Origin of the sequence: Streptomyces venezuelae (assembly GCF_008642275.1) — a bacterium.
GTDB classification, from domain to species: domain Bacteria; phylum Actinomycetota; class Actinomycetes; order Streptomycetales; family Streptomycetaceae; genus Streptomyces; species Streptomyces venezuelae_E.
Genome location: NZ_CP029189.1, coordinates 6,276,391 through 6,302,068, shown reverse-complemented (window position 1 = coordinate 6,302,068; position 25,678 = coordinate 6,276,391). Strand labels below are relative to the sequence as shown.

The 25,678-nt window shown below is 74.0% G+C and carries 22 protein-coding genes, 1 pseudogene and 1 riboswitch; of the genes and pseudogenes, 10 read left to right on the top strand and 13 right to left on the bottom strand.

All coding sequences use genetic code 11. The annotated features are described in order from the left end of the window. Positions 1-103 precede the first annotated feature (103 nt). Positions 104-514: a hypothetical protein gene (locus tag DEJ51_RS27870; protein ID WP_223835990.1), complete on the bottom strand. Its 411-nt coding sequence runs from the start codon at positions 512-514 to the stop codon at positions 104-106. A gap of 295 nt (positions 515-809) precedes the next feature. Here DEJ51_RS27870 and DEJ51_RS27865 point away from each other — a divergent pair, with 295 nt between their 5' ends. Genes DEJ51_RS27865 through DEJ51_RS27850 form a run of 4 tightly spaced genes read left to right on the top strand, consistent with a single transcriptional unit; the run spans position 810 to position 5,155 of the window. Continuing rightward, positions 810-1,835 carry a hypothetical protein gene (locus tag DEJ51_RS27865; protein ID WP_150260333.1) on the top strand — a complete coding sequence of 342 codons (1,026 nt, stop codon included), beginning with the start codon at positions 810-812 and terminating at the stop codon, positions 1,833-1,835. After that, positions 1,832-2,470: a toxin-antitoxin system, toxin component gene (locus DEJ51_RS27860; RefSeq protein ID WP_150260332.1), complete on the top strand. Its 639-nt coding sequence runs from the start codon at positions 1,832-1,834 to the stop codon at positions 2,468-2,470. Before DEJ51_RS27865 ends, DEJ51_RS27860 begins: the two co-directional genes overlap by 4 nt. A gap of 16 nt (positions 2,471-2,486) precedes the next feature. Then, positions 2,487-3,950 carry an FAD-dependent oxidoreductase gene (locus DEJ51_RS27855; protein WP_150260331.1) on the top strand — a complete coding sequence of 488 codons (1,464 nt, stop codon included), beginning with the start codon at positions 2,487-2,489 and terminating at the stop codon, positions 3,948-3,950. Beyond that, positions 3,947-5,155 (top strand): DUF6545 domain-containing protein, encoded by a 1,209-nt coding sequence (locus DEJ51_RS27850; RefSeq protein ID WP_150260330.1) that lies wholly within the window; start codon positions 3,947-3,949, stop codon positions 5,153-5,155. The genes DEJ51_RS27855 and DEJ51_RS27850 overlap by 4 nt, the downstream gene beginning before the upstream one ends. 129 nt (positions 5,156-5,284) lie before the next feature. Here DEJ51_RS27850 and DEJ51_RS27845 read toward each other — a convergent pair whose 3' ends face one another. Next, positions 5,285-6,130, bottom strand: a complete 846-nt coding sequence (locus tag DEJ51_RS27845; protein ID WP_150262189.1) for a bifunctional 5,10-methylenetetrahydrofolate dehydrogenase/5,10-methenyltetrahydrofolate cyclohydrolase — start codon at positions 6,128-6,130, stop codon at positions 5,285-5,287. 78 nt (positions 6,131-6,208) lie between these two features. Continuing rightward, positions 6,209-6,311, bottom strand: a riboswitch (ZMP/ZTP riboswitch). A 57-nt stretch (positions 6,312-6,368) separates the two neighbouring features. Here DEJ51_RS27845 and DEJ51_RS27840 point away from each other — a divergent pair. Both DEJ51_RS27840 and DEJ51_RS27835 read left to right on the top strand, forming a co-directional pair. Next, positions 6,369-7,130 carry a methyltransferase domain-containing protein gene (locus DEJ51_RS27840; protein ID WP_150260329.1) on the top strand — a complete coding sequence of 254 codons (762 nt, stop codon included), beginning with the start codon at positions 6,369-6,371 and terminating at the stop codon, positions 7,128-7,130. 213 nt (positions 7,131-7,343) lie between these two features. After that, a complete protein-coding gene (locus tag DEJ51_RS27835) occupies positions 7,344-8,942 on the top strand; it encodes an RNA polymerase sigma factor (protein ID WP_150260328.1) in 1,599 nt (532 codons plus the stop codon). A gap of 123 nt (positions 8,943-9,065) precedes the next feature. Here DEJ51_RS27835 and DEJ51_RS27830 read toward each other — a convergent pair whose 3' ends face one another. From DEJ51_RS27830 to DEJ51_RS27805, 6 genes are all read right to left on the bottom strand, one after another. Beyond that, complete coding sequence (locus tag DEJ51_RS27830) at positions 9,066-10,877, bottom strand: DUF2201 family putative metallopeptidase (RefSeq protein ID WP_150262188.1); 1,812 nt, start codon at positions 10,875-10,877, stop codon at positions 9,066-9,068. Positions 10,878-10,879: 2 nt separating this feature from the next. Beyond that, positions 10,880-11,941, bottom strand: a complete 1,062-nt coding sequence (locus tag DEJ51_RS27825) for an ATP-binding protein (RefSeq protein ID WP_150260327.1) — start codon at positions 11,939-11,941, stop codon at positions 10,880-10,882. A 99-nt stretch (positions 11,942-12,040) separates the two neighbouring features. Further along, on the bottom strand, positions 12,041-12,484 hold the full coding sequence (locus DEJ51_RS27820) for an SRPBCC family protein (protein ID WP_150260326.1): 444 nt from the start codon (positions 12,482-12,484) through the stop codon (positions 12,041-12,043). Positions 12,485-12,526: 42 nt separating this feature from the next. Next, positions 12,527-13,930 carry an amino acid permease gene (locus DEJ51_RS27815; RefSeq protein WP_150260325.1) on the bottom strand — a complete coding sequence of 468 codons (1,404 nt, stop codon included), beginning with the start codon at positions 13,928-13,930 and terminating at the stop codon, positions 12,527-12,529. Between the two features lie 76 nt (positions 13,931-14,006). Next, complete coding sequence (locus DEJ51_RS27810) at positions 14,007-16,196, bottom strand: phage holin family protein (RefSeq protein ID WP_150260324.1); 2,190 nt, start codon at positions 16,194-16,196, stop codon at positions 14,007-14,009. A gap of 180 nt (positions 16,197-16,376) precedes the next feature. Further along, positions 16,377-16,781: a hypothetical protein gene (locus DEJ51_RS27805; protein WP_150260323.1), complete on the bottom strand. Its 405-nt coding sequence runs from the start codon at positions 16,779-16,781 to the stop codon at positions 16,377-16,379. 133 nt (positions 16,782-16,914) lie between these two features. Between DEJ51_RS27805 and DEJ51_RS27800 the strand changes: the two genes are divergently transcribed. Together DEJ51_RS27800 and DEJ51_RS27795 are read left to right on the top strand one after the other, a co-directional pair. Continuing rightward, on the top strand, positions 16,915-17,691 hold the full coding sequence (locus DEJ51_RS27800) for an MBL fold metallo-hydrolase (protein ID WP_150262187.1): 777 nt from the start codon (positions 16,915-16,917) through the stop codon (positions 17,689-17,691). After that, entirely contained in the window at positions 17,688-18,317 is a 630-nt protein-coding gene (locus DEJ51_RS27795) for a DedA family protein (protein ID WP_150260322.1), read from the top strand. The genes DEJ51_RS27800 and DEJ51_RS27795 overlap by 4 nt, the downstream gene beginning before the upstream one ends. Before the next feature lie 45 nt (positions 18,318-18,362). Here the strand turns inward: DEJ51_RS27795 and DEJ51_RS27790 are convergent, their stop codons facing one another. Next, positions 18,363-19,301 (bottom strand): SMP-30/gluconolactonase/LRE family protein, encoded by a 939-nt coding sequence (locus DEJ51_RS27790; protein WP_190621017.1) that lies wholly within the window; start codon positions 19,299-19,301, stop codon positions 18,363-18,365. A gap of 311 nt (positions 19,302-19,612) precedes the next feature. Here DEJ51_RS27790 and DEJ51_RS27785 point away from each other — a divergent pair. Then, positions 19,613-19,883, top strand: a pseudogene (locus DEJ51_RS27785) (hypothetical protein). 16 nt (positions 19,884-19,899) lie between these two features. Here DEJ51_RS27785 and DEJ51_RS27780 read toward each other — a convergent pair. From DEJ51_RS27780 to DEJ51_RS27770, 3 genes are all read right to left on the bottom strand, one after another. Further along, entirely contained in the window at positions 19,900-21,042 is a 1,143-nt protein-coding gene (locus DEJ51_RS27780; protein ID WP_150260320.1) for an MBL fold metallo-hydrolase, read from the bottom strand. A gap of 31 nt (positions 21,043-21,073) precedes the next feature. Beyond that, positions 21,074-22,291 carry an aminotransferase class I/II-fold pyridoxal phosphate-dependent enzyme gene (locus tag DEJ51_RS27775; protein ID WP_150260319.1) on the bottom strand — a complete coding sequence of 406 codons (1,218 nt, stop codon included), beginning with the start codon at positions 22,289-22,291 and terminating at the stop codon, positions 21,074-21,076. A gap of 278 nt (positions 22,292-22,569) precedes the next feature. Continuing rightward, a complete protein-coding gene (locus DEJ51_RS27770; protein WP_150260318.1) occupies positions 22,570-23,142 on the bottom strand; it encodes a TIGR03086 family metal-binding protein in 573 nt (190 codons plus the stop codon). A 198-nt stretch (positions 23,143-23,340) separates the two neighbouring features. Here DEJ51_RS27770 and DEJ51_RS27765 point away from each other — a divergent pair, with 198 nt between their 5' ends. Further along, on the top strand, positions 23,341-24,222 hold the full coding sequence (locus tag DEJ51_RS27765; RefSeq protein ID WP_150260317.1) for a class I SAM-dependent methyltransferase: 882 nt from the start codon (positions 23,341-23,343) through the stop codon (positions 24,220-24,222). A 52-nt stretch (positions 24,223-24,274) separates the two neighbouring features. On the opposite strand, the gene DEJ51_RS27760 is transcribed toward DEJ51_RS27765, so the two are convergent. Further along, complete coding sequence (locus tag DEJ51_RS27760) at positions 24,275-25,489, bottom strand: IS110 family transposase (RefSeq protein WP_150260316.1); 1,215 nt, start codon at positions 25,487-25,489, stop codon at positions 24,275-24,277. Between the last annotated feature and the right edge of the window lie 189 nt (positions 25,490-25,678).

Sequence of the window (25,678 nt, the reverse complement as noted above, 5' to 3'; positions counted from 1 at the left end):
GGGGACCGGATCCCGGAACCGAGTGCGCGGCCCCGGAACCCGACGCGTCCACTGTGCCGGGGCCCGCCGGAAGGGTCGATTACCTCCGGGGTAACGGGCGGCCTCAGCAGCGGTCGTTCAGCGCCGCGCAGGCCCGCTCGATCTCGCCCAGGTACTGGTCCAGACGGAAGCGGACCTCGTCGACGGCGGCGCCGTCGCGGCCCGCGTACATGAGGTCGGACCAGATGACCGTGTCGCCCCGGAGCCGGATCCGGACGGTCAGCCGGTCCGGGCCCGGATCGGGTGGCTCCCGCGCCGCCACGTCCGCGCTGCGCGGCGTGTCCGTCGGATGGAGCGGCCCGCCCGGGCGGAGCAGTTGCCGCGGGTGGAGTCCGGCCATCGTGCTGTCGCTGCGCGCCACCACGTCGAGGCCGTCGACGAAGAGGTAGGTGTGGACGGCCGCGCACACGGGCGGCCCGGGGCACGCGCCGATGAGCAGCGTGCTCGTCCTGCTGTCGCTTCGCCGGTCGGGCACGGGGGCCCGCAGCGTCCGCGGGGATCTACGCGGCATCCGCCTGATGTGAGGTCATGGACCGATGATAGCGGCTGCGCGCCGCACCGGTCCGTTGCGACGGCCGCGCTCCCGTCCAACGCCCGCCGTCCGGGCGGAGCTTGGCGTGCGGTTTCGGGAGCGGGGTGGGGATGCCAACGCTTTTTGAGCCGTACGGCAGGAAACGTTGGGGGTCCCCTGGTTCGGCCGGGGGCCGGGGGCTAGGCTTCACCGAGCCCGAATGACTCGAACGCCTTGTCGACATATGGAGAATCCGCCGGTGCGTGCCGCCGCCCGACCCGATCTCGCCGCCGCCCGGCGGCGCATCCGGGCCCTGGCGCAGGACCACGGGCAGGACCCGGCCGAGGTGCTGTCGGCGGAGCGGCTGAGCCGCCTGTCCGGGGTCGAACCCGGGCGCGTGCCCCAGGTGGTGGCGGGCACCGCCGTGGAGGTGCCGCTGGAGCGGCGCGTGCACCAGCGGTTCCTGCTGCTGCGCGCGACCCGGCGCGACAAGCACGGCCGGGAGTGGCCGCTGGCGGCCATCGCCGAGGACTTCGACGCCCCCGGCGCCTCCCTCGGGCCGCTCAACGCCGGTACCGGGCTGCCCCGGCTGGGCCACGCGGCCGGTGTGCAGCGGTTCTTCGGCGTCCATGCCGGATTCCTCCTGGCCGACAGCAAGAGCGCCGTGGAACGGGCCCTCGCCCTGTCCGCCGGCACCGTCCCGGACGGCCGGGACGACCTGGAGCACCTTTCGTACCTCACCGGTATGACCCCGCGGGCCATCCGGCTCACCCTCGACGGAAGGCCGCCCCGGCTCCCGCTCAAGGAGCAGGTGCACCTGCGGTTCGAGCACCTGCGCCGTACCCGCGTTCGGGAGGACGGCCAGCCCCATTCGCTCACCGCCATCGCCAGGTCCTTCGACGCCTCGGGGCAGTCGCTGACCCGGCTGGCCCGGGGAGAGGGCCTGCCGAACCTCGCCGCGGCTGCCGGGATCCAGCGCTTCTACGGCGTCGAAGGGGGCTACCTGCTGGCCGACGACACCGAGGCGCTGGCCGGCGCCCTCGCCCTGATCGAGGCCGAGTTGGAGTCCGTCGTGCGGGAGCGGGAGAACCCCATGCTGGCGGTGCTGCGGGCGCACGACGTACGCAGCATCGTCACGCGGGCCGGCCGGCTGTCGCCCCGGGGATGGAAGTCACTGGCCGACCATTTGGACGACCTCCTCGCACGCGAGGGGCAGCTCGGAGTCCCGGGCACGAGGAGCGGGGCGCCGGCCGAGGACGCCGCCGCCGAGGGAGAAACACCATGAGGACCACACGGGCCATGCGCAAGCTGGCCTCCGAGCTGCTGGAGGGCGCGCGCCTCTCGCCGGCGGCCGACGCCGGGGAGATCATCGGATCGCTGTGCGCCGCCTACGCCAGGCGGCGCGGCGGGGAACGGAAGGTCGATGTCCATTTCACCTCCTTCCCGCCCGCCACCGCGAGCGGGCTGTGGCTGGAGCTGGACGACGTCGACCTGATCGTCGTCGAGCAGCACACCCGGCCCGAGCACCAGCTCGTCATCGCCTGCCACGAGTTGTGGCACCTGGACGAGGGGACCTGCGACACCCTCGGTCCGGGCATGCTGGTGGCCGCCCGGCTGGCGGGACACCCCGGCCGCCTCGCCGATCTGCTGACCTCCGGCCCCGGGCTCGACGCGGTGGTCCGGCAGGCCGCCGCACGCGCCGACCACGGGGATCCGGCGGAGATCCGGGCCGAGACCTTCGGCCTGCACCTCGGCACCGCCCTGCGCTCCTACCTGCCCTCGCCCCGGGAGGAGCAGCAGCTCCCCGAAGACATCGAGCGCATCCGGTCCTCACTCGGCTGGGGAAGCCCCGTGCCGCGCCGTGACCCGCACCAGCCGGTCGCCGCATCCCTCACGCCGATGCCCCCAGCACGGCCCTGACAGAGAGCTCGCCACGATGAACCAGTCCACTCCGCCCCGCCACGCAGTCGTCATAGGCGGCAGTCTGGTCGGCCTCCTCGCGGCGGCTGTCCTCGCCGAGCACGCCACGGTCACCGTCGTCGACGCCGACCCGCTGCCCGAGGGTCCGGCCCCCCGCCGTGGACTTCCGCAGGCGCGGCACACCCACCTCCTGTGGTCGGGCGGTGCCCGTGCCATCGAGCAGATCCTGCCCGGCATCACCGACGACTGGACGAAGGCGGGGGCCATCCGCCGCAGCCTGCCCACCGACCTGGTCTCCATGTCCGCCCAGGGATGGATTCCGCGCTGCGCGGAGAAGCAGTTCAACATCTCGTGCAGCCGCGATCTCCTGGACTCGGTGGTCCGCGCCAGGGTGACCGCCCTGAAGGGGGTCTCCACGCTCCAGCGGAGCCGGGTACGCGCCCTGGAGGGGACCGCCTCCAGGGTCACCGGCGTCCTCGTCGACACCCCGGAGGAGGCCGGCCGGCGGCTGGCCGCCGACCTGGTGGTCGACGCGAGCGGCCGCGGCTCGCGCGCCCGGACCTGGCTCCAGGCGCTCGGCGTCACCGGCATCCGGCAGGCCGAGGTCGACTCGGGCCTCGTCTACGCGACGAGGATCTTCGAAGCCCCGGCCGGAGCCCACGCGATGGGCTTCCCCATCGTCAACGTCCAGTCCGACCCGCGGGAGCCCGTCCCGGGCCGGACGGCCACGATCGTGCCCATCGAGAACGGCCAGTGGCAGGCCACCCTCTCCGGGACCCGCGGCGGCCAGCCGACCGGTGATCCCGACGCGTTCGTCCCGTTCGCCAAGTCCGTGCGCGACCCGATCGTCGGTGAACTCCTGGAGGGCCGCAAGCCGCTGACGGACGTCGCCGTCACCCAGGGCACCGCCAACCGCCGGGTCTACTTCGAGAAGGCCGACCTGCCCGCCGGCTTCTTCGCCGTCGGCGACTCGGTCGCCACCTTCAACCCGCTGTACGGGCAGGGCATGACCGTCGCGGCCCAGGGTCTCCTGGCCGTACGCACCCTGCTGCGGGCGAAGGGGCTGGAAGGTCCCGGGATCGGCCGCGCGGCACAGCGCGCCATCGCGCCGCAGGTCAGTACCGCCTGGGAACTCGCCACGTCGCAGGACATCCTCTACCCGGGAGCCACCGGGATGAAGCCCCGCCCCGGCGCCGGTCTGCTCAACGGGTACGTCGGCAGGCTGATGACGGGGGCGACCACCGACGAGGCGCTCACGGCCGCCCTGTTCAAGGTCATGACCATGAGCACCGAGCCCACCCACTGGCTCCACCCGTCGGTGGTCTGGCACGTCCTGCGCGCCTCGGACCGGGGCGCCCTGGAGGAGGCGCCGCTCACCGCCGCCGAGCGGGCCGTCGCCGGACTCCACCAGGCTCCCGACCCGGCACCCGGCACGGCGGACCCGGCCGGCCCCGCCGACGCCGTCGGACAGGCCCGATGAGCGGCAGGCTGCTGCCGCTCCTGCCCGCCTCCCTGATGGTCCTGGCGCTGCTGATCAAGGTTCCGACGCTGCGCCGGGACCGGGGCCGGCCCCTGAAACGGACCGCGTGCGGACTGCTCGCCGTCGGGGCTCCCATCAACTTCCTGGCGACACCGTCCACCATCGCCGCGGTCAACCACCGCACCGGCGTGGTCAACTTCTCCGCGCCCCTGGTGTTCGGCCTGTGCACGGTGTTCTCCGGGCTGTGCGTCGTCCTGGTCCTGCAGTGGCGCGGCGGGCCGCCCGCGGCCGTGCGCCGGGCCACCCGGCTGACCGCCGCGCTGTTCGGCACGGCGACCGCGGCGATCGTCGTGCTGTTCGTGATCGGCGACGCGCCGGTCGAACGGCTCCGGGACCTGGACACGTACTACGCGACGACGCCCTGGATCCGCGAGATGATCGTCTGCTTCCTCGCGGCGCACACCCTGGGCACCTCGGCGCTGACCTGGCTGTGCGCCAGGTGGCTGACGCGGGCGGAGCACGCGCTGCGCCCGCTGCGCACCGGGCTGGCCCTGATCGTGGTCGCCGGGCTGATGGACCTGGCGTACCTGGCCGCCAAGTGGGCCTCGGTCGTGGCCCGCTGGACCGGCCACGACCTCGTGTACCTGTCCACGGACGTGGCGCCGCCACTGGCCGGGGCCGCCGGACTGCTGCTCGGTGCCGGGTTCGTCGTACCGCTGGTCGGCGGGTCGGCGACCTGGGTGGCCCTCGGCCAGTACCGGCGGCTGCGCCCGCTGTGGAAGGCGCTGCGCGGGTTCGCCGCGACCCAGGGCCGGACGGTCCCGCTGGCCTGGTGGTCCCCGCTCGGGATCCGGCTCGTCCACCGCGAGTCGGTCATCGACGACGGCATCCTGGCGCTGGCGGGCTGGTTCGACCCCCGGGTGCGCAGCGCCGCGTACGAGGCGGCCCGGGGCCGGGGCATGAGCGAGGCGCGGGCCGCGACGATCGCGGACGCGGCCGTCCTGGCGTCCGCGTGCCGCCTCAAGGCCGCCGCCGCGCGCGGGTCCGTACCGGAGCCGGCCGCGGTCCCGGAGCCCTACCGCCTGGGCCGGCGGCCCCTGACCGCCCTGGCCCACGCGTTCCGCACCTCGGACATCGTCGCCGCGGCCCGGGACGCGGCCATCGCCGGCACGGCGGAGCGGAACCCCGACCCGGTCGGCGCCTGAGGCGGGAGGCCCGGGAGGGGGTCCCGCGCGTCCGGCGGGGCTTCAGGGGGAAGCGCGACGCCCCGGACCGGGGGTCCGGGGCGTGGGTGCGCGAGCCCGTGCGCCGTGCGCGGGGCCCGTGCGGCGGGGTCAGAGCTCCGCGAGGTCCAGCCCGGCCTGCGCGGCGGCCGCCTGCACGGTCTGCTCCAGCAGTACGGCGATGGTCATCGGGCCGACACCACCCGGCACCGGGGTGATCAGCGAGGCCCGGGCGGCGGCCGACTCGAAGTGCACGTCGCCGACGTTGCCCTCGTTGTACCCGGCGTCCAGGACCACCGCGCCCGGCTTGATGTCCTCGCCCCGGATGAACTCGGCCTTGCCGACGGCGGCGACCAGCACGTCCGCCTGGCGCACGATCGAGGGCAGGTCCTGGGTGCGCGAGTGGCAGTAGGTGACCGTGGCGTTCTGCTCCAGCAGCAGCATCCCGGCCGGCTTGCCCAGGATCGCGCTGCGGCCGACGACGACGGCGTGCTTGCCGGTCAGGTCCACGTCGTAGGCGGCGAGGAGGCGCATGATGCCGCCGGGGGTGCAGGAGACGAAGCCCGGCAGCCCGAAGCCCATGGCGGCGAAGGAGTGCATCGTGACGCCGTCGACGTCCTTGCCCGGGGCGATGGCCTCGAAGGCGGCGCGCTCGTCGATGTGGTGCGGGACGGGGTGCTGGAGCAGGATGCCGCTGATCTCCGGGTCCTCGGACAGCGCGGTGAGGGTGTCCACCAGCTCCTCGGTGGTGGTCTCGGCCGGCAGCTCGACGTGGCGGGAGGTGATCCCCGCCTTGGCGCAGCGGTTCTGCTTCATGCGGACGTAGGTCACGGAGGCCGGGTCCTCGCCGACCAGCACGGTTGCGAGGCACGGCGCGGTGCCGGTGCGCTCGGTGATCTTCGCCGCGTAGGCGGCGGTCTGCTCCGAGATGCGGCGGGCGAGGGCCGTGCCGTCCATCAGGCGGGCGGAGCCGGCGGCCGGGGCGGGGGCAGTCTGGGCAGTCGTCACGGGGTCTCCTGAACGTCGCTGCGGATCGCGGTTCGCCCAGGCGCGCGGCAGTCGGCGTACCGGAGGTCCACGGGTACGCCGGGCCGCTCCCCGGTGGTGATCCACCCGAACGCCAGTCACGGCCCGCCGACCACTGTAGTCGACATATCCGGTGGTCGTCGGGCGTCCGACCTGGGACGATCAACGCATGACGCGCACTTTCGACCATCTTGTCGCCGAGGCCGAGTCCGTCTCCGTGGACGGCTGGGACTTCTCCTGGCTCGACGGCCGGGCCACCGAGCAGCGTCCCTCCTGGGGATACCAGAAGCTGATGGCCGAGCGCCTGACCCTGGTCCGGTCGGCGCTGGACATCCAGACCGGCGGCGGTGAGGTACTGGCCGGGTGCGCTCCGCTGCCGCCGCTGACGGTCGCCACCGAGTCCTGGCCGCCGAACATCGACAAGGCGACGCGGCTGCTGCACCCGCTGGGCGCGGTGGTGGTCGCCGACTCCGACGAGCCGCCGCTGCCCTTCGGTGACGCGGCCTTCGAGCTGGTGACCAGCCGGCACCCGGTGACCATCTGGTGGGAGGAGATCGCGCGGGTGCTGACGCCCGGCGGCAGCTACCTCTCGCAGCAGGTCGGTCCGGCGAGCGTCTTCGAGCTCGTCGAGTACTTCCTCGGCCCGCAGCCGGAGGAGGTCCGGCGCGCCCGGCACCCCGACGACGCGGTCGCCGACGCCACCGCGGCCGGCCTCGAGGTCCTCGATCTGCGCTCCGAACGTCTGCGCACGGAGTTCCACGACATCGGAGCCGTGATCTACTTTCTGCGGAAGGTGATCTGGATGGTGCCCGGCTTCACGGTCGGGCAGTACCGGGACCGGCTGCGCGAGCTCCACGAACGGATCGAACGCGAAGGTCCGTTCGTCGCTCACACCGCCCGCTTCCTCATCGAAGCCCGCAAAACGGGCTGATCCGAAGAGCGGACGGATCTGCGCCGGATCGGTTGCGTGGCCACAGCGTGGCGCAGGTCACTCAATTCAGCGCGTAACGAATCGACTCGGGCATGCGATGAACCGACAGGTGTCCTCGCGCGGCCCGGAATACAGACCCCCCTCGGGTCTGTTTCCCGAGTTCGCGCGATGATGTCCCGCCCACCCTTATCTGTTCGCAACGAGAGGCTCCTTGTGTCGCTCAGCCCGTCCCGTACGTTCCCTCCGGAGATCGCCGAATCCGAGGCCCTCGTCGCGCTCGTCGAGCGCGGCCGCGAGCAGGGTCACATCAACGGTGACGACGTGCGCCAGGCCTTCGAGGCCGGCCGCATCCCGGTGGACCAGTGGAAGCGGGTCCTGCGCAGCCTGAACCAGGTCCTGGACGAGGAGGGTGTCGCCCTTCACGTCAGCGCGGCCCCCGCCACCAAGGCTGCCGCCAAGAAGCCCCGCAAGGCTGCCGCCGCCCCGGCCCGCACCGTGACCAAGAAGGCCACCGCGGCGCCGCGCCCCATCGGCGCCCGTAAGACCGCGGCCACCGCCGCGGCCACGGCCGTCACCACCACCGCCACGGCGATATCCGCTTCGTCGGCCGCCGCCGTCGGGGACGAGACGTCGGCCGAGGCCGCCGCCGAACCGAAGAAGCGCACGGTCAAGAAGACCGCCGCCGCCAAGAAGACCGCCGTGAAGAAGACCGCGGCGAAGAAGACCAGCGCCAAGGACGCCGACGAGGGCGAGACCCCCGTCGTCGAGGGCGAGGACTGGGCTGCCGAGGACCTCGTGGACGAGGCCGAGGACGAGGCTCCCAAGGCCGGCGGCACCCAGGGCTTCGTCCTGTCCGACGACGACGAGGACGACGCCCCGGCGCAGACGGTCATGGTGGCCGGCGCCACCGCCGACCCCGTCAAGGACTACCTCAAGCTCATCGGCAAGGTGCCGCTCCTCAACGCCGAGCAGGAGGTGGAGCTCGCCAAGCGCATCGAGGCGGGCCTGTTCTCCGAGTACAAGCTCGAAGAGGAGGAGGACCACAAGCCCGCCTTCAAGCGCGAGCTGGAGATCCTGGTCGAGGACGGCCGCCGCGCGAAGAACCACCTGCTGGAGGCCAACCTCCGTCTCGTGGTCTCCCTCGCCAAGCGCTACACCGGCCGCGGCATGCTCTTCCTGGACCTGATCCAGGAGGGCAACGTCGGCCTGATCCGCGCCGTGGAGAAGTTCGACTACACCAAGGGCTTCAAGTTCTCCACGTACGCGACCTGGTGGATCCGCCAGGCGATCACGCGCGCGATGGCCGACCAGTCCCGCACCATCCGCATCCCGGTGCACATGGTCGAGATCATCAACAAGCTCGCCCGCGTGCAGCGCCAGATGCTCCAGGACCTGGGCCGCGAGCCCACCCCGGAGGAGCTGGGCAAGGAACTCGACATGACCCCCGAGAAGGTCATCGAGGTCCAGAAGTACGGCCGCGAGCCGATCTCCCTGCACACCCCCCTGGGTGAGGAGGGTGACAGCGAGTTCGGTGACCTCATCGAGGACTCCGAGGCGGTCGTCCCGGCGGACGCGGTCTCCTTCACCTTCCTCCAGGAGCAGCTCCAGTCCATCCTGGGCACGCTCTCGGAGCGCGAGGCGGGCGTGGTCTCCATGCGGTACGGCCTCAACGACGGCCAGCCGAAGACGCTGGACGAGATCGGCCGCGTGTACGGGGTGACCCGTGAGCGCATCCGCCAGATCGAGTCCAAGACCATGTCGAAGCTGCGCCACCCGTCGCGTTCGCAGGTGCTGCGCGACTACCTCGACTGAGTCGGTCTGCACCGCAACGCCCCTGCCCCGCGGACCCGCGGGGCAGGGGCGTTCTGCGTCCGGTCCGGACCGGACGAGGTCAGGTCAGGTCAGGTCAGGTCAAGTCGGGTCAGGTCGGGCCAGTCAGGTCAGGCGGAAGACGGGACCCCTGGGGGTGAACGGCAGTGACGCGCCCTGGGGGATCAGGTACGCGTGCTCGCGCCGGATGCGCAGGGTGTCGCACCAGCCGTCCGTGATCACCAGGACCGGGGCCCCGGGCGGGAAGTCCTCCGCCCGCTGCAGCAGGTCGATGCCCGGCTGCAGCTCCGTCCCGCCGCGCCCGCGGACCCGTACCCGGCCCGCGATCTCCGTCGGGTGCAGATAGCCCGCGTCGTACGGCGCCGCGTCGCAGAAGACGACGCGGGCCGCCGGTACGTCGCGGGCCTCCGCGTACGAGGCGATCGCGCCCAGCGCCTTGCCGAGCAGGGCGGCGTTCATCGACCCCGAGGTGTCGAGCACCACGCCGAAGGTGCAGCGGGCGACCTCCTCGGGCGGGAAGCAGCGGCCCGCGCGCGGGATGTCCGGGGTCGACGCCTGGCGGCGCGCCGGGCGCGCGAAGCTCCGTACGGGCTCGGGGCGCGGCACGTACTCGTCGAACCAGCGGGCGAGCCGGGCGTCCCACGGCACGGGCGGGTGGGCCAGGGCCCTGATCTCCTGGATCAGCCCGGCGGGCAGCAGGCCGCGCTCCCCGTGGGTGTGCAGGTCGAAGCCCTGGACCAGGCCGCGCCGGTAGAACTCGTCCAGGTCGGTGTACGGTGCGCTGCCCGGGTGGGGCAGCGGGTCGCCCAGGATGTCCCCGCGGCCCTTGCCGCGCAGGGTGGCGAGGCGGCGCTTACGGCGCAGGTCGGTGGCGATCCGGTCGTAGACCTCCTCGACGGAGAGGTCCTTCAGCTCCGCGTCGTACAGCAGCCCGGCGGGCATGTCACCGACGCCCATCTCGACGAGCCAGCCGTTGACCACGTAGTCGGCGGCCACGTTGTGCAGGTACGGGTCCCGGGCGCCGCGGCGCTCGCCGTGGCGCAGGGCGGCGTGCAGCATCTCGTGGGCCAGGATGAACCGCCACTCCTCGTCTTCGAAGGTGCGCAGCGGGTTGACGTAGATCTCCCCGGCGGTGGAGCTGACGGCGGCGACGTCGATGCCCTGGGCGCGGGCCAGCTCGGCGTCGGCGACGATCTTCAGGCCGCTGGCCAGGCCGCCGAGGAGCGGGTACGAGGAGACGAACCAGTTCAGCGCCCGGTCCCACGGGCGCTGGGCCACGCGCTCCCCCGTGACCCGGTCGCGGCGCCCGCCGGCGACCTCCATGGCGGCGGAGACGCTGCGGGTCAGGGCGTGCGCGAAGGCGGTCTCCCAGTCGGGGACCGGGGTGGAGTTCCATGCGCGCCAGGTGACCAGGAGCTGGTCGGGGTGGTCGCCGGCGGTGCCGCAGAGCTCGTATGCGGCGGGGATGCCGTCCCGGCGCCAGCGCGCCGCGAGCAGGTCTTCGTCACCGCCGGGGTACTCGGCCGGGAGGTCGTCCGGGGGCCGCAGCGACGGCTGGGTCAGCAGGAAGCGGTTGACGACGGCGCAGCGGGCGGCGAGGTCGAAGCGGTCGGGCTGTACGCGCTTCTCGGCCGCTGCGGCCGGGACGTGGCCGAAGCCGAGGTGGAGCAGGGCGTGGGCGAGGGCCCAGGCCCAGGTCCGGGGCTCGACGCGCAGTCCGGAGCGGACGTGGAGGACCCCGTTGGAGTCCACGGCGACCAGGCCCGCGTCGGGGGTCCCGGGGCATTTGGACTGCTCGCACACGCTTCCGCCGACGGCGGCGAGGGCCGGGTTCCGCTTGACCAGGGCGAGCCCCTCGGCGAAGGCCTGGGCGGCGGGATCGGGCGGGGCGGCCTTCTTGGGCCGGGGGCGCGAGATGCTCACCGACGGGCCTCGACCAGGCGCGGCATGTCGCGGGCGGCCTCCACGAGGAACCAGGAGGGCAGCACGGGCAGGCCGTCGGCGTCGTCGGCGATGACGGTCTGCGCCACCTCCACGGAGATCTCGGCGAGCTGGACGAGCAGTGCCTTGGCCCGGTAGGCGGTCTGGCGCAGGGCGGGTGAGACGTGCTCGCGCTGCGCGGGCAGCTCCTTGACCAGGCGGCCCCGGAAGGCCTCGGCGAGGTAGTAGAGCAGGTCCCGGTCGGCGGGGCGGGTGGGCCAGGAGGCGTCGCCCTTCATGATCGCCTCGATGCCGAAGCTGTGTCGCACGATCTTGGCGTAGCCGCAGAAGGAGACGGCGTGCGCGGGGGTGAGGGTGCCGTGCGCGACCACCTTGAGGGTCTGCTCGTCCAGTTCCGGCCCGAAGGAATGCAGGGCGTCGGAGAGCATGTGCCAGGAGCGCGGGGTGGAGAAGGGCTCCTCCGTCTTGGGCGGCTGCGACCAGAGGTGGTCGGGGCGGTCGGTGAGGTAGTCCGTGACCCAGGGGTGGATGCCGTGCTCGCCGGCCCAGACCAGCCAGTCCCCCGCCGACGCCTGGAGGTGGACGTGGGTGAGGCGGTTGACCAGTGCGGAGGCGATCGGCCGGGCCAGCGCGTTGTCGGTGGCCCGGTTGCCCGCGCCGATGACGATGGAGCCGGCCGGGAGCTCGTAGGAGCCGATCCGGCGGTCGAGGATCAGCGAGTAGAAGGCCTTCTGGACGTCCGGGCTCGCGGCGTTGAGCTCGTCGAGGAAGAGGCAGTACGGCTCGTCGCGGGCGATGGCCTCCGGCGGGCAGAAGACGGACCGGCCGCCCCGGATCTGCGGGACGCCGATCAGGTCCTCGGGGGCGAGCTGGGTGCCGAGCAGGCTGACGCACTCCAGCCCCAGCGCGTCGGCGAACTTCCTGACGAGCGAGGACTTTCCGATGCCGGGAGCCCCCCAGAGGAACACCGGCCGGACGGTGGCGAGGCCGAGCAGCAGTTCGGGGATCTGGGCGGGGGTGACGGTGACGGCGGCCTGCACGGGCGTGGATGTCCTCGGGGGTGTGGCGGGTGTGTGGTGCGGCCAGTGTGGCCGCACCACACACCCCGGAGCATCCGGTTTTTACCCGGTGGGGCGCCTTCAGGGGGTTTCGAGGAGGTGCTTGAGCTTCGCCTCGCCCCGGGGCATCTCCTTGCGGACCATGGGCCGGACCACGAGGGGGACGAGGGCCCGGCCCAGGCCGCGGCCCTCGAAGTCGACGTCCAGGGTGACGCGGGAGCGGGCGCCGCCGTCGAGGGGTTCGACGGTGCCGCGCACATCGGGTCGTACCGGCCCGTCGACCCCGTGCACGTGCCAGCTCCTCGGCGGGTCGAGCTCCACGAACTCCATGGTCGTGGGGACCCGTCGGCGGCCGATCCGCCGGGTGACGAGGATCAGCGAACCGACGTGCACGGGCAGTTTGCCGACCGGGACGGCGGACACGGCGCTGTCCTGCCACTCCGGCAGGTGCGTGGGATCCGTCAGGTACGCGTAGACGTCCTCGGGCCTGCGGTCGATGTCGATGCTCTTCCTGAATGCGGACATGGTGACCCCTTGGCGCCCCCTGGGCGGCCCCTTCTTTCCACGCTACTCCGCGGGTGTCGCGGCGGCGCGGTGCTTCCTCGCGGACATGGCGGCGTAGACGAGGACGCCCGCGAAGAGGAAGAGAACGCCCTGGTAGACGGCCGCGTAGCCGGAGCCGGCGACCAGCCACATGGAGAAGCCGAAGGCGAGGGCGGCGAGGACGCCGTCGCGGGCCAGGCGGCCGGGGTGGACGCGCTCGCGCTGCCCGGAGAGCAGGAAGTAGATCTGCGCGGCGGTCGCGAGCAGGTAGGGGACGGTCGCCGTGAAGGTGGTGATCAGGACCAGACTCTCGAAGACGCCCTGGGTGCCTGCCGTGTAGTTGTAGACGGTGAGGGCGGAGGCCAGCGCGACGGTGACGACCACGCCGACGACGGGGACGCCGCGCTTCTTCGTCTCGAAGGCCTTCGGGAAGAGCCCGTCCTTGGCCGCGGCGTACGGGGTCTGCGCGCTGAGCAGGGTCCAGCCGTTGAGGGCGCCGAGCATCGAGATCACGGCGGCGCAGGCGACCACGGTGCCGCCCCAGGTGCCGCCGAACATGGCGTTGACCGCGTCGGTGAAGGGGGCGGTGGAGGCGACCAGCCGGTCGTGGGCGACCAGGCCGAAGACGGCGACCGTGCCGAGCAGGTAGACGGTGGCGGCGCCCACGGTGCCCAGGACCGTGGCCCGGCCGACGTTGCGGGCCGGGTCGCGGACCTCGCCCGCGCTGACGGTGGCGGACTCGACTCCGAGGTAGCTGAAGAGCAGGATCGCCGCGGAGGCGGAGACGGCGCCGGCCGCGCTCTGGCCGGTGGCCTGGAAGGGGCCGAGGTTGGCGGGGTCGAAGAAGAACAGCCCGCCCACGGCCACCAGGAGCAGCGGGGCGAACTTCAGTACGGTCGCGACGACTTGCACCGCGCCGACGTAGCGGGTGCCCGCGAGGTTGGCGAGCGCCGGGAGCCACTGGACGGCGAGGGCGGCCAGGCACATGGACCACTTGTGCTCGCCGGCCGCGGGGAACAGCACGGTGAGGTAGCCGACGGCCGCGACGGCCAGGGCCGCGTTCGAGACCCAGGCGGTGATCCAGTAGCTCCAGGCGGCGAGGAAGCCGGCGAAGTCGCCGAACGCGGCCCGTGCGTAGACGTAGGGGCCACCGGTCTGCGGGTGGCGTTCGGCGAGCCGGCCGAAGACCAGGGCGAGGGCGATCGCGCCGGCGGTGAGGACGGCGAAGGCGACGAGGCTGATGGTGCCGAAGGGGGCCACCGAGGCGGGGAGGAGGAAGATCCCGCCGCCGATGATGTTGCCCATGACCAGACAGGTCGCGACGGGGAGGCCGAAGCGGCGTGCGTGGGGGTCGCGGCCCTGCTCGGGGGGTGCGGCGGCCCCGGCGGGTGCGGTGGCCGGGGTGGGCAGGGTTGCGGTGCTGGTCATCGGTGGTGCGCCTCGGGATGTCTCACATGCTGGGCAGGTCCACACATGGTTGACCACCGGGGAAAGCGCCACAAAATCAACGGATTTCGTCCCGCGCGGGCGCCTCTACGGAAGGAAGGCTTCCGCTATTTGCGCCCCCGGGCGGGCTTTCCTCCACCGGCCGGTCCACGGGCTCGCCCACCGACGCCGGCTCCGCCGCATCCCCCGCCAGCGCCCACCCGGACCCCGCCGTGCGGGTCGCCGCCCCGGCCACCGGCACCTGCGGCCCGTCCGCCTCCCGCAGCCAGCGCCGCAGCACCGCGTGCACCGCCTCCGCGCCGGCCAGGTCCTCGCCGGGGTCCGACAGCTCCGCGGGCCACATCAGGAACGGACGCGCCTGCTCCCCGCCCAGCCCGCCGTGCGAGCCGATCTGCTCCTCGAAGGCGTGCACCGTGCCCGTCCGCGGGTCGTACGCCGAGTTGACCATGACGTCCGCCACGTGCGGGAAGGCGTCGGTCCGGCGGACGGCCTGCGCCGCGCCCGGGCCGAAGGGAGCCAGCAGCTCCTCCGCCTCGCCCGGCACGTCCAGCCGGGCCTGCTGTCCGTCCCGGCCCAGCACCACCCCGTCCACCAGCAGGAATCCCACCCCCGGATGGTTCGCCAGCGTGGTCAGCAGGGCGGGGTGCGCGCGCTCGACGCGTGCCCGCGACGCCCGGCCGGGGATGTCGGGGAACGAGATCAGTCCGAGGTTGCCCGAGGCCAGCACCACCGGATCGGAGCCCGGCCCCGGGCTCGCCTCCTCGCCCTCCTCCACCGGCCGGTGCAGCGCCGCGAGCACGGCGGCCCGGGCCTCGGCCCCGCTACGGGTGCGGCCGGCCCGCCGCGGGACCGGAAGCCCGCAGCCCGCCCGGACCAGGTCCCCCAGGGTCAGCCCGTACCGGCCGAGGAAGGTCTCCCCCGGGCTCTGGCCGTGATCGGAGAGCAGCACGATCCGGTACCGGCGCGGCGCGTGCTCGGCGACCCGGGCGATCAGCGCGAGGCTGCGGTCCAGGCGCTGCAGCACCCGGTCGGTGTCCCGGCCGCGCGGGCCCGAGTGGTGGGCGACCTCGTCGTAGGCCACCAGGTCGGCGTAGACCGCGGAGCGCCCGGCGAGCATGTCGCCGATCACCGCCGCGACGACCACGTCCCGCTCGACCACGGTCGCGAAGGCACGGATCAGCGGGTACAGCCCGCCGCGCGGGACCCGCGGCCGGTCCCCGCGGATCCGTGCCCGCACCGACTGGCCGATCTCCCGGGCCGCCTCGGCCACGAAGGACCCGGCCGTGCGGACGGCGTTGGCCGGATCCGAGAAGTACGCGAAGTAGCCCGCGCGGGACCGGTTGGCCCGCCCCCGCCGGGCCGAGACCGACAGCACCAGGGCCAGCTGGTCGGCGCCGCCGCTGAACAGGTTGCCCCGGCTCGCCCCGTCCAGCGTGAGCAGTCCGCCGTCCCCGGTCCGCCCCACGGCCCGTCGCTGGAGCTCCGCCGCGCTGGTCGGCCGGTTGCAGACCATCACCTCGCCGGTCTCCTTCTCGTACCAGCGGAAGGCCGGCACGTCGAAGTTGGAGCCGTGCAGGATCCCGAGCTGGCTGGCACCCGTCTGGCTCGACCAGTCCGTACGCCAGGACCGGGCGCGGTGGCCGTCCTCCAGCAGGCGGGCGACGGTGGGCATCAGCCCGCTGCCGCACGCGTGCTGCAGCTCCTCGTACCCCAGCCCGTCCAGCTGGAGCATGAGCAGGCCCGGCGGTGCCTCGGCCGCCCGGGTCGGGCCCGCCCTGCCCTGCCTGCGGCGGCGCCGGTCGGCGAGCCGGTAGAGCCTGCGCCGGTAGGCACCGTCGTCGCGCACGGCCAGGGCGGTGGAGGTCGCCGACGCCACCGCGGACATCACGGCGGCGACGACCACCGCGGTATCGGGGGCCACCTCGCTCCGGCCGTCCGGGATCAGGGCGATCGCCATCAGCAGGAGCGAGCCGTTGAGGAAGAAGACGAGCAGTCCGAGCACCAGGGCGGGCACCAGCAGCAGCGCCCGGACGAGCACCGGCCAGACCAGCGCGCTCAGCAGGCCGAAGGCCCCAGCGGCCCAGGCGGCGGTCAGCCCGATCTGCGTGATGCTGTCACCGTCGTCCGACTGGAGCCGGAAGTCCGGCAGGATCCCGGCCAGGGCGAGCATCGTGAGGGTGGACACGGCCCAGACGAGGAGCACCCGCACCAGGGCGCTGCCCGCGGTCCGCCACCGTCCTCGCCCCACGCCGCCACCTCCCGCGCGCCCGTTCCGTCTTCCAGGCTCGCACAGCCCGGCGCACCCGGTCGGGCGAAGCGGACGGCGCACAAGGGCGTATGGCGGGCGGCGCCGGGCCCGTGAGGTCGGGTCAGGCCGGTTGAGGGCGGGGCGGTACGGGGCGGGGCAGGACGGTTCGGAGCGGGACGGTCAGGTGCCGTCGTAGCCGGCGGTCGGCATGGACAGCCTGCGGTGCACCTCGGCCTTCATCGCGGAGGTGTAGCGGGGCTCCTCGCCCCCGGCGGTCTCCAGCCGGACGCCGCGCCGCTCGCACTCCGCGGTGAACTCCTCGACGGAGCGCAGCGCGCGTGCCAGCACCCGGTCGTTGGCGGCGACGAACAGGTCGACCTGCCCGGTGTCGACGTCGGACCAGAGCCCGCAGTGGTCGGCGCGCAGGCCGTAGACCAGCAGTTGCCTCGTCACGACGTAGCCGCGGTCGGCGGCCCAGCGCGCGCACATGGCGTGCTGGCCGCGGGTGTCCACGGCGAAGGGGTCGGCGTCGAGGTCTTCGAGCGGGGCCAGGCTGGTGATCGCGGCCACGCGCAACTCTTCCATGCCGCCGGACCCTACTCCGATACTCCGCCGTAGAGGAGGGGGGCGGCCGAGATCCGGTTCCGCACGGCCGCGCGGGGCAGGCTCCGGTCAGAGCACTAGGCTCGTGAGCGAGGCACGAGGGAGGGAGGTCCGGGTGCCGGTGGAGATCACCTGGTGGGGTCATGCCACGTGCACCGTCGAGGACTCCGGGGTCCGGCTGCTCACGGACCCGCTGTTCGCGCGGCGGCTCGCGCACCTGCGGCGGCGCCGCGGGGCGGTGCCCCCGCCCCAGGCGGCGGTGGCCGATGTGGTGCTGGTCTCCCATCTGCACGCCGACCACCTGCACCTGCCGTCGCTGGCGCGGCTCGCGCCCGGCACCGGGCTGCTGGTGCCGCGCGGCGCGCGCCGGGCCGTGCCGGGGCTGGCGCGGGTCGCCGGGCTGCGCGGGCTGGCCGTGACGGAGGTGGTACCGGGCGAGGAGGTCCCCGTACGGGACGGGGTACGGGTCCGGGCGGTCGGCGCGCGGCACGACGGACGGCGGCTGCCGTTCGGGCCGCGCCTGTGCCCGGCGCTCGGGTACGTGGTGCACGGCGCGGCACGGACCTACTTCGCCGGGGACACCGGGCTGTTCGACACCATGGCCGAGGAGGTCGGGCCGGTGGACGTGGCCCTGCTGCCGGTGGGCGGCTGGGGTCCGTACCTCGGCCCCGGACACCTGGACGCGGCGCGGGCGGCGCAGGCGCTGGCCCGGCTGGCACCCGCGGCGGCGGTCCCGGTGCACTACGGGACGTACTGGCCCGTCGGGCTGGACGCGGTGCGGCCGCACGAATTCCACGCGCCCGGCGAGGAGTTCGAGCGGCTCGCACGGCAGCTGGCGCCCGAGGTGGCCGTACGGGTGCCGCAGCACGGCGAGCGGGTGCGGCTGCCGTGACATGGCGCGAGCTCGCGGCGGCCGCCGGGCAGGTACCGCCGGAGAGCACCCAGCAGGCGGTGGGGTACCCGGCCTTGTTCCTGCTGGTGGCCCTGGGCGCGCTGGTGCCCGTCATCCCGACGGGTGCGCTGGTGAGTTCGGCGGCCGTGGTGGCCTTCCACCACCAGTCGCCGCCCTACGGGGTGCTGCTGGTGTTCGCGGTGTCGGCGCTGGCGGCGTTCACCGGGGACATGACGCTGTACTGGCTCGGGCAGCGCGGGGTGCGCTCACGGGGCGGCTCGCGCTGGCTGGAGGCGCTGCGCGGCCGGGCCACACCGGAGCGGCTGGAGCAGGCGCGGACGAGGCTCGACGAGCACGGGGTCCTGGTCCTGGTCCTGTCCCGGCTGGTCCCGGCGGGCCGGATCCCGGTGATGCTGGCCTGCCTGCTGGCGCAGCTGCCGTTGCGCCGCTTCGCCCGCGGCGACGCCCCGGCCTGCCTGGCCTGGGCGGCGACGTACGCTCTGATCGGCATCCTGGGCGGCACCCTCTTCGCGGAGCCCTGGAAGGGGGTGGCACTCGCGGTCGGCCTGGCCCTCGCACTCAGCGCGGGGCCCTCGCTGTGGCGCCGCCTGCGGCCGCGGCCATGAGCCGGCCGCGCCCCGGCACCGGCCGCGGCCGGCCCGTGGCACCGCCTACCGGTCCCGGTCGGGTCCCGGGCGGGCGGCGGCCGGCGGGAACGCGAGCCCGGTCGGCGTGTTGAGGCCCGTGAAGCCGAGCGTGACCTGCCCGCCGCCCGTCTCGCGGACCCGAACCACCCGGTTGTTGAAGCCGTCGGCCACGTACAGGCCGCCGGAGCCGTCGAGCGCGAGGCCCAGCGGGGAGCTGAGGCCGGTGGTGTGCACCGTGCTCTGCGCGCCGCTGCCCGCCGCCACCTTCACGACCCGGTTGTTGCCGCTGTCGGCGATGTACAGGTCACCGGCGGCGTTCGGGGCCAGCCCGGTCGGCTGGGAGAGCCCGGTCGTGGGCACCGTGGTCTGGCCGCTGCCGTCCACGGCCACCTTGACGACTCGGTCGTTGACGAAGTCGGAGACGTACAGCTCCCCTCCGGGCGCCCAGGCCAGCCCCCAGGGATGCAGCAGCCCGGTGGTGGGGACGGTCGTCTGGACCCCGCCACCGGCCGGGACCTTCACGATCCGGTCGTTGAAGCTGTCGGCGACGTAGAGGTTCCCGGCCGGGTCGACGGCGAGTCCCAGCGGGCGCGACAGGCCGGCGGTGGGCACGACGGCCTGCTCCCCGCCGTTCGGGGGCAGCACGAGGACCCGGTTGTTGCCCGTGTCGGACACGTAGAGCCGGCCGGCGGCGTCCCAGGCCATGCCGGTCGGCCGTACCAGGCCGTCGAACGGGACGGTGCTCTGCTCGCCGCCGTCCAGGGGCAGGGACACCACCCGGTTGCCGCCGTAGTCGGACACGTACAGCGGCGGGCCCGCGGGCGACCGTACGCCGCCGGGCTGCGCGGCACCCGCAGCGCCCGCGGGGAGCGCGCAGAGCATGAGCAGCGCCACCGCGGCGGCCAGCCGCCGGGGCCACCGCCGGGCGGCCGGGGACGTCCCCGTTCGTGACTCGGCCGTCATGCGTTCCACGACTCACCCACCTGATCCGGACGGTCGGCCGGCCCGGTGCCGCGCCCCCGCCGACTCTAGGGAGTGCGCGGCCCCGGAGCGGAAGCCACGCCATCGCGGCGGCCGACGGCCACTCCGATGCCGTGGGGAACGGGCTCGGACCCGGCGCGACGGTGATCCCGTGGAAAGGGTGCCGCCCGCGGGCCGGAGGGCCGCACGCGGGTGCGTGGGTGGGCCCGCCGGGCTGGACCTCAAGTGCGGTTGAGTTCGTAGGGTCCTGTCCATCACACGGCACCACACCACCGACGGGGAGTCGATCCGCCATGGAGTACTCGCACGACGACGCCGAACTGATCCGCCAGCCCATCGGCTACTGGAGCTGGGCCGCCTACGACGCGATCGTGCGCCGTACCCGCGGCGCGCTCGCCGGGCTGGGGCCCTGAGGGGCGGGAGTTCTTCGGCGGGGCCGCGGCCCTTCAGAAGGACCTGTGGGACGAGCGGCACGCGGGGATCTCCGACGCGGAGTACCTGATCGCGCTCAGGGTGCTCCAGCGGTTCATCCACAACGTGGGTGGCCGGGCCCGGCACGACTGAGTCCGGGCGGCGCCGCTCACCCGGTCGTCCGGACGTCCTCCGCAGGCAGTGCGCGGGAGGCGCCGATCGGCAGGTCCCAGAGGTCCTCGCGGGGCAGGCCGGCCCGCTGCCAGGCGGCCAGCGTGCGGTGCAGGGGTTCCATGACGGGCTCCGCGGAGAGGACGAAGGCGGCCCAGTGCATGGGAGCCATCCGGCGGGCTCCCAGGTCGAGGCAGGCCTGTACGGCCTCCTCCGGGTCGGCGTGGACGTCGCCGAGCCACCAGCGCGGGGCGTACGCGCCCACGGGCAGGAGGGCGAGGTCGATGCCGGGGTGGCGGCGGCCGATCTCGCCGAACCAGTGCCCGTAGCCGGTGTCCCCTGCGAAGTAGAGCTTCCGCGGCGCCGCACTCAGGGTGTCGGTGAGGATCCAGCCGCCCCACAGGGACCGGCAGGTGTCGAGCAGCGACCGCTTGGACCAGTGGTGGGCGGGAACGAACTCGAAGCGTACGCCGCCCAGTTCGGCCGCTTCCCACCAGTCGAGGTCGGTGACCCGGGTGAAGCCCCGGCGGCGGAACCAGCCGGCCAGGCCCGCGGGTACGAACAGGTCCGTGTGCCGGGGCAGCCGCTTGAGGGTGGGGGCGTCGAGGTGGTCGTAGTGGTTGTGGCTGATCACCACCGCGTCCACCGGTGGCAGCTCCTCCCACCGCACCCCGACCGGGGTCATCCGGGCCGGGGTGCCGAGGATCCGCCGGGACCAGACCGGGTCGGTCAGCACGGTCAGCCCTCCGGTCCGCAGGACCCAGCTGGCGTGTCCGGCCCAGGTGACGCAGACGCCGCCGGGGTGTACGGGGGGCAGCGGAGCGGGCTCGTACGGCAGGTCGGGAATGCCGCGCAGCCCTTCGGTGCCGGGGCGGAAGGCACCCTCGCGGGCGAGGCGGGCGTAGCCCCGGACCCCGGGGAGCGGGGTGGTCAGCCGGTCCGCGAACGAGCGGGGCCAGTGGCGGTGTTCACGGAGCGGTCGCGGCACCGACGCCGGCTCCGGCCCCTGCTCCGGCCCCCGGTCCGGCCCCGGCCCCTGCTCCGGCCCCCGGTCCGGCCCCGGCCCCGGCCTCGCGGGGGTGCGGCCGGCAGCGGCGTCAGGGGCGGGCGCGGGGGCGGGGGCATCCGTCCGGTCCCTCATCACGCAGTCTCCGTTCACCGGGGTCGGGTGGTCAGGCCAGCCCGGCCAGGACTGATCCGAGGAGTTCGAGGGAGTCGCGTACGTGCGGGAGTGCGAGCGGATCGCGGGCGGTGAGCGCGGCCAGCCGCTCCTGCGGGGTGGCACCCAGCAGCGGCCCGGTGGACAACCGCACGCGCAGCGCGCCCAGTTCGTCGGCGAACCGCTGCCCGCCGGGGGTGGGCGCGCCGAGCCGGCCGCCGAGCCAGTCCTCCAGCTCCATCGCGTCCCCGACCCCGTGCCGGGCGAGTCCGGCGCGCAGGGGGGTGAGGTCGGCGTACAGGTGTCGGCCGGCCTGCGGGGGCCGGGCCAGCGCCCCGGCCTCCAGCAGCCGCCGGTACGCGGCGGCGGCCACCACCCCGTGCAGGGCGGAGGCGGCGTACGCGCGCGCGGCGACGGCGTCGGGTTCGTCGAGGGCGTGCGCGGCGGCCCCCGCGACGGGTCCGGCCACCATCGCCCCGGTGGCGGTGAGGACGTCGAGGGTACGGGCGCGCAGCCAGGTCCCACGCGGGGTGCCGGGGAAACGGACGACGGCGGCGGGCCACCCGGCAGGCAGCATCGCACCGGACAGGTCGACGAGGACGGCTGCCTGTTCGGGGAGCATCTCGGCGGGGCTCAGGACCAGGGTCTCGTGGGGGCGGTGGACGGTGTCGCGCCAGCTTTCGTCGCTGACGACGAACAGTCCGGCGGATTCGGCGGCCTCGCAGGCCTCGCGCAGCATCTCGGGCGGCGGCACGGTCGCGGTGGGGTCGTCGGCGACCGACAGCAGCAGGACGCGCGGGTCGCCGCCCTCGGCGCGCACCCGCCGGACGGTCTCCAGCAGGGCGTAGGGGTCGGGTACGCCGCCGCACTCGGCCGGGGTCGGGACGTGGTAGGCCCGGCGGCCCAGCATCCGGACCTGGGGGGTCCACCAGGCGGGACAGGGCCGGGGCAGCATCACGTCTCCCCCGTACGCCCCGAGCAGGGCCAGGAGCAGCGCCGGGGCTCCGGGGCCCGCGGCCACGTTCTCGGGGGAGGTGGCGAGCCCGCGCCTGCCCCAGTGGCGGCAGGCGGCCTCCCGTACGGCCTGGCCGCCGCCCGGGGGCTCGGGGGCGGCGCGTCCGGCGGCCGCGGCGAGAACGGTGAGCAGTTCGGGGAGCACGGGCAGGCCGGGCTGGGGGGCGGGCGGGCCGTACCGGACCGGGCCGCGGCCCTCGGCCGCCGTGCGCTGCATCCCCGCCACCGCTTCCCGCCTTCCGCGCTCGCCTGCCGGGCCGGCCCGGGCCCCGCCGGGCCCCACGGCGCAGCGCCACGCACCGCGGGACCCCACGGCATCCCCGCCAGACCTGACCTTTATACGACTATTTGGAGCTAGATGCCCGTTGTGCACGGGATGCCCGCCACCCGCGTGTCAGGCCCGTGCCGTCAGCCCCGGGCCGTCAACCCCGGGCCGTCAGCCCGCGCACCTCAGCCCGTGCGCGCCCTCGTCCGCGCGCTGCCGACCCCGGCGCGTCAGCCCGTGCGCCCCACCATCGCCAGGAGCCTGGTCTGCGCGTTCGCGCCCGCCGGCACCTCCACCGGACCGGCGAACTGGCCACTGGCCGCGAGTCCGTCCGCGTACGGCATGATCTCCTTGATCGAGAACTCGACGAGGCCGTCGGGCAGCCGGTCCTGAGCGCCGATGCCCCGGGCGAGGTCCCAGGTGTGCACGACGCAGTCGGCGGTCAGCTCCGAGCAGTACGCCGATCCGAGCGCGGGCCCGTACGACAGGCGCACGGTCCGGTCCATCGCGCCGGCCGCGGCGAAGGCGGCGTGCGCGGCGGCCGAGGCCCGGTCCCAGGCCGCGACGGGGTCGTCACCCAGCACGTCACCTGAAAAGCTGTCGCCCAGCTCCCCGACGGTGCGGCCTTCGGCGACCAGCGGCGGGATCCAGAGCTGCTCCGCGGTGACGTGGTTGACCAGCTCCCGCACGTTCCATTCCGTGCACGGGGTCGGCTCTCCCCACTGGTCGCCGCGTACGTCACGCACCCTCTCGCCGAAGAGCCTCAGCGCCTCGGCGTGCCGTTCGAGCAGCGTGTCCGTCATGCCCCTCACCGCCCTCCGCCATGGGGATGTGCCCCCTGCAGCCACTCTCCTCGCACCCGCATGGGCCTGCCACCGCCCCGTCCGTTCCCCTAGGCGCACAACACGTGTGTCCACATGTCAAAACGCCGATCTCAGATGACGAACTGATCGTCTACGGTGGGGACGACGCTTCGACGAGGAGATGAGGAGGGGTCCGGCATGAACGCCACCAGCGGAGCCGACGCCCGGGAAGCCGCCGCCAGAGAGACCGCAACCGGGGAGACCGCCGCCGGGGAGACCGCCGTCTACACGCACGGCCACCACGAGTCCGTGCTGCGCTCACACCGCTGGCGCACCGCCGAGAACTCCGCCGCGTACCTGATCGGCGAGCTGCACCCCGGAATGCGGGTACTGGACGTCGGCTGCGGCCCGGGCACGATCACCGCGGACCTGGCGCGGCTGGTCGCGCCGGGCGGGCACGTCACCGCCGTCGATGCCGCCGGGGACGTCCTGGAGCAGGCCCGTACGTTCGTGGAGGAACGCGGTCTGGGCGACGCCGTGTCCTTCGCGACCGCCGACGTCCACGCGCTGGACTTCCCGGACGACTCCTTCGACGTGGTCCACGCCCACCAGGTGCTGCAGCACGTGGGCGACCCGGTCAGGGCGCTGCGCGAGATGCGCCGGGTGTGCCGGCCGGGCGGGATCGTGGCGGCCCGCGACGCCGACTACGCCGCGATGACCTGGTACCCGGCCGTGCCGGGCCTGGACGACTGGCTGGACCTGTACCGGCGGGTGGCCCGCGCCAACGGCGGCGAACCGGACGCCGGCCGTCACCTGCGGGCCTGGGCCCGGCAGGCCGGCTTCACGGACGTGACCTCCTCCGCGACGGCCTGGTGCTTCGCCACTCCCGAGGAGACCGCCTGGTGGTCGGCCCTGTGGGCGGACCGCACGCAGGCCTCCGCCTACGCCTCCGTCGCCACCGGTGGCGGCCACGCCACGGCGGGGGACCTGACGGCCGTCGCCGAAGCCTGGCACGCCTGGGGCGCGGACCCCGACGCGTGGTTCTCGGTCCTGAACGCCGAGATCCTGTGCCGGGTCTGACGGGCGTGACGGGCCGCCGGCTGGGCTGAGTGGGTGATGCTCCTATTGACTGTCAAGCAGCGGTGAGCCAGTCCCGGTAGGCGTGGGCGAGGCCGTCGTCTCGACGGATTCCGCGTTCGAGGGTGGAGATGGTGGCCGGCCAGAGGCCGAAGTGGCGTGCGGCGGCGGTGAGTGTGATGTTCTTGGACTGCCGCAGAGGTCTCAGATCGGCGATGGCGGGGACGGTGACCGTGGTGGTCAGGCAGCGGAATATCTCCCGGGCGATGGCTCGCTTCAGGAGTCGGATGATCTCCCTCTTCGTGCGGCCGGCGGCGGTCTGGCGTGCCACGTACTCGCGGGTGCGGGAATCGCTGGACATGCGGACCAGGGCGATGCGGTAGAGGGCGGCGTTGGCGGCCCGGTCGCCTCCTCGTGAGAGGCGGTGCCGGTTCGTCCGGCCGCTGGACGCGGGGACCGGTGCGGCTCCGCAAAGGGCGGCGAAGGAGGCCTCGGTCCGCATGCGTTCGGGGTTGCCTCCCGCCGTGATCAGCAGTTGGGCCGCGGTGTCGGGGCCGACTCCGTAGGCGGCCCGCAGACCCGGGTTCTGGACGGTGGCCTCGCTGTCCAGGGCTTTGGTCAGGGTCGCGTGCTCGGCGGTCAGCTCTTTGACGCGCCGGGCGAGGATCTTGAGCGCGGCGAGGACTGCGGTGTGGACCGCGTCCCCGGCCGGTCGCAGCCGGGCCAGCGCATTGGTGCGGTCCGTTCCGCTGAGCTGCCCGTATTTGGCGCGGATGCTCTCGGGCGCGGTGAAGAGGATGTGGGTGATCTGGTTCAGGGCAGCGGTGCGGGCCTTGACTGCGGAGCGGGCGGCATTGTGCAGGGCGCGTATGCCGGCGACGGTGTCGTCCTTGGGCGCACTGGAGGCCCGTCCGGACATGACGGCGCGGGCGGCGGCGTAGGCGTCGATGGGGTCGGACTTGCCGATGCGACGGCGTTCGGCGCGGTCGGGACGGTTGACCTCGACGACCGCGTGCCCGTGTTTGCGTGCGGCGCGGGTGAAGCCGGCGCCGTATGAGGAGGTGCCTTCCACGCCGATCGTGATCACCTGGCCGTGGGCATCCAGGAACGCCAGGGCCGCGGCGTATCCGGCAGCGGTGGTGGTGAACTCGGCGTCTGCGAGGCGGCCGCCGTTGTCGCTGATGACCGCGACGTGGACGGTGTCGGCATGGGAGTCGACCCCGCCGAACACATCCTGGTCCGCGATGTCCTGCGCAGCCTCTGATGTCATGCTGATGATGCCTTCCCAACCGGAGGTGGGCACCGGCCGGGTGGCGCAGACAGGACATTGAGGGGGCTTCTGACCAAGCTCCTATCAGGTCATGTTCCGCCCGGCCGGAGCCGTGAGAACAGGTCCCGGCGGCCGGACAGAACAACCGGAGGACAACCCAGCAGGGCGTCAGTCAGTGCCCGAGCCACG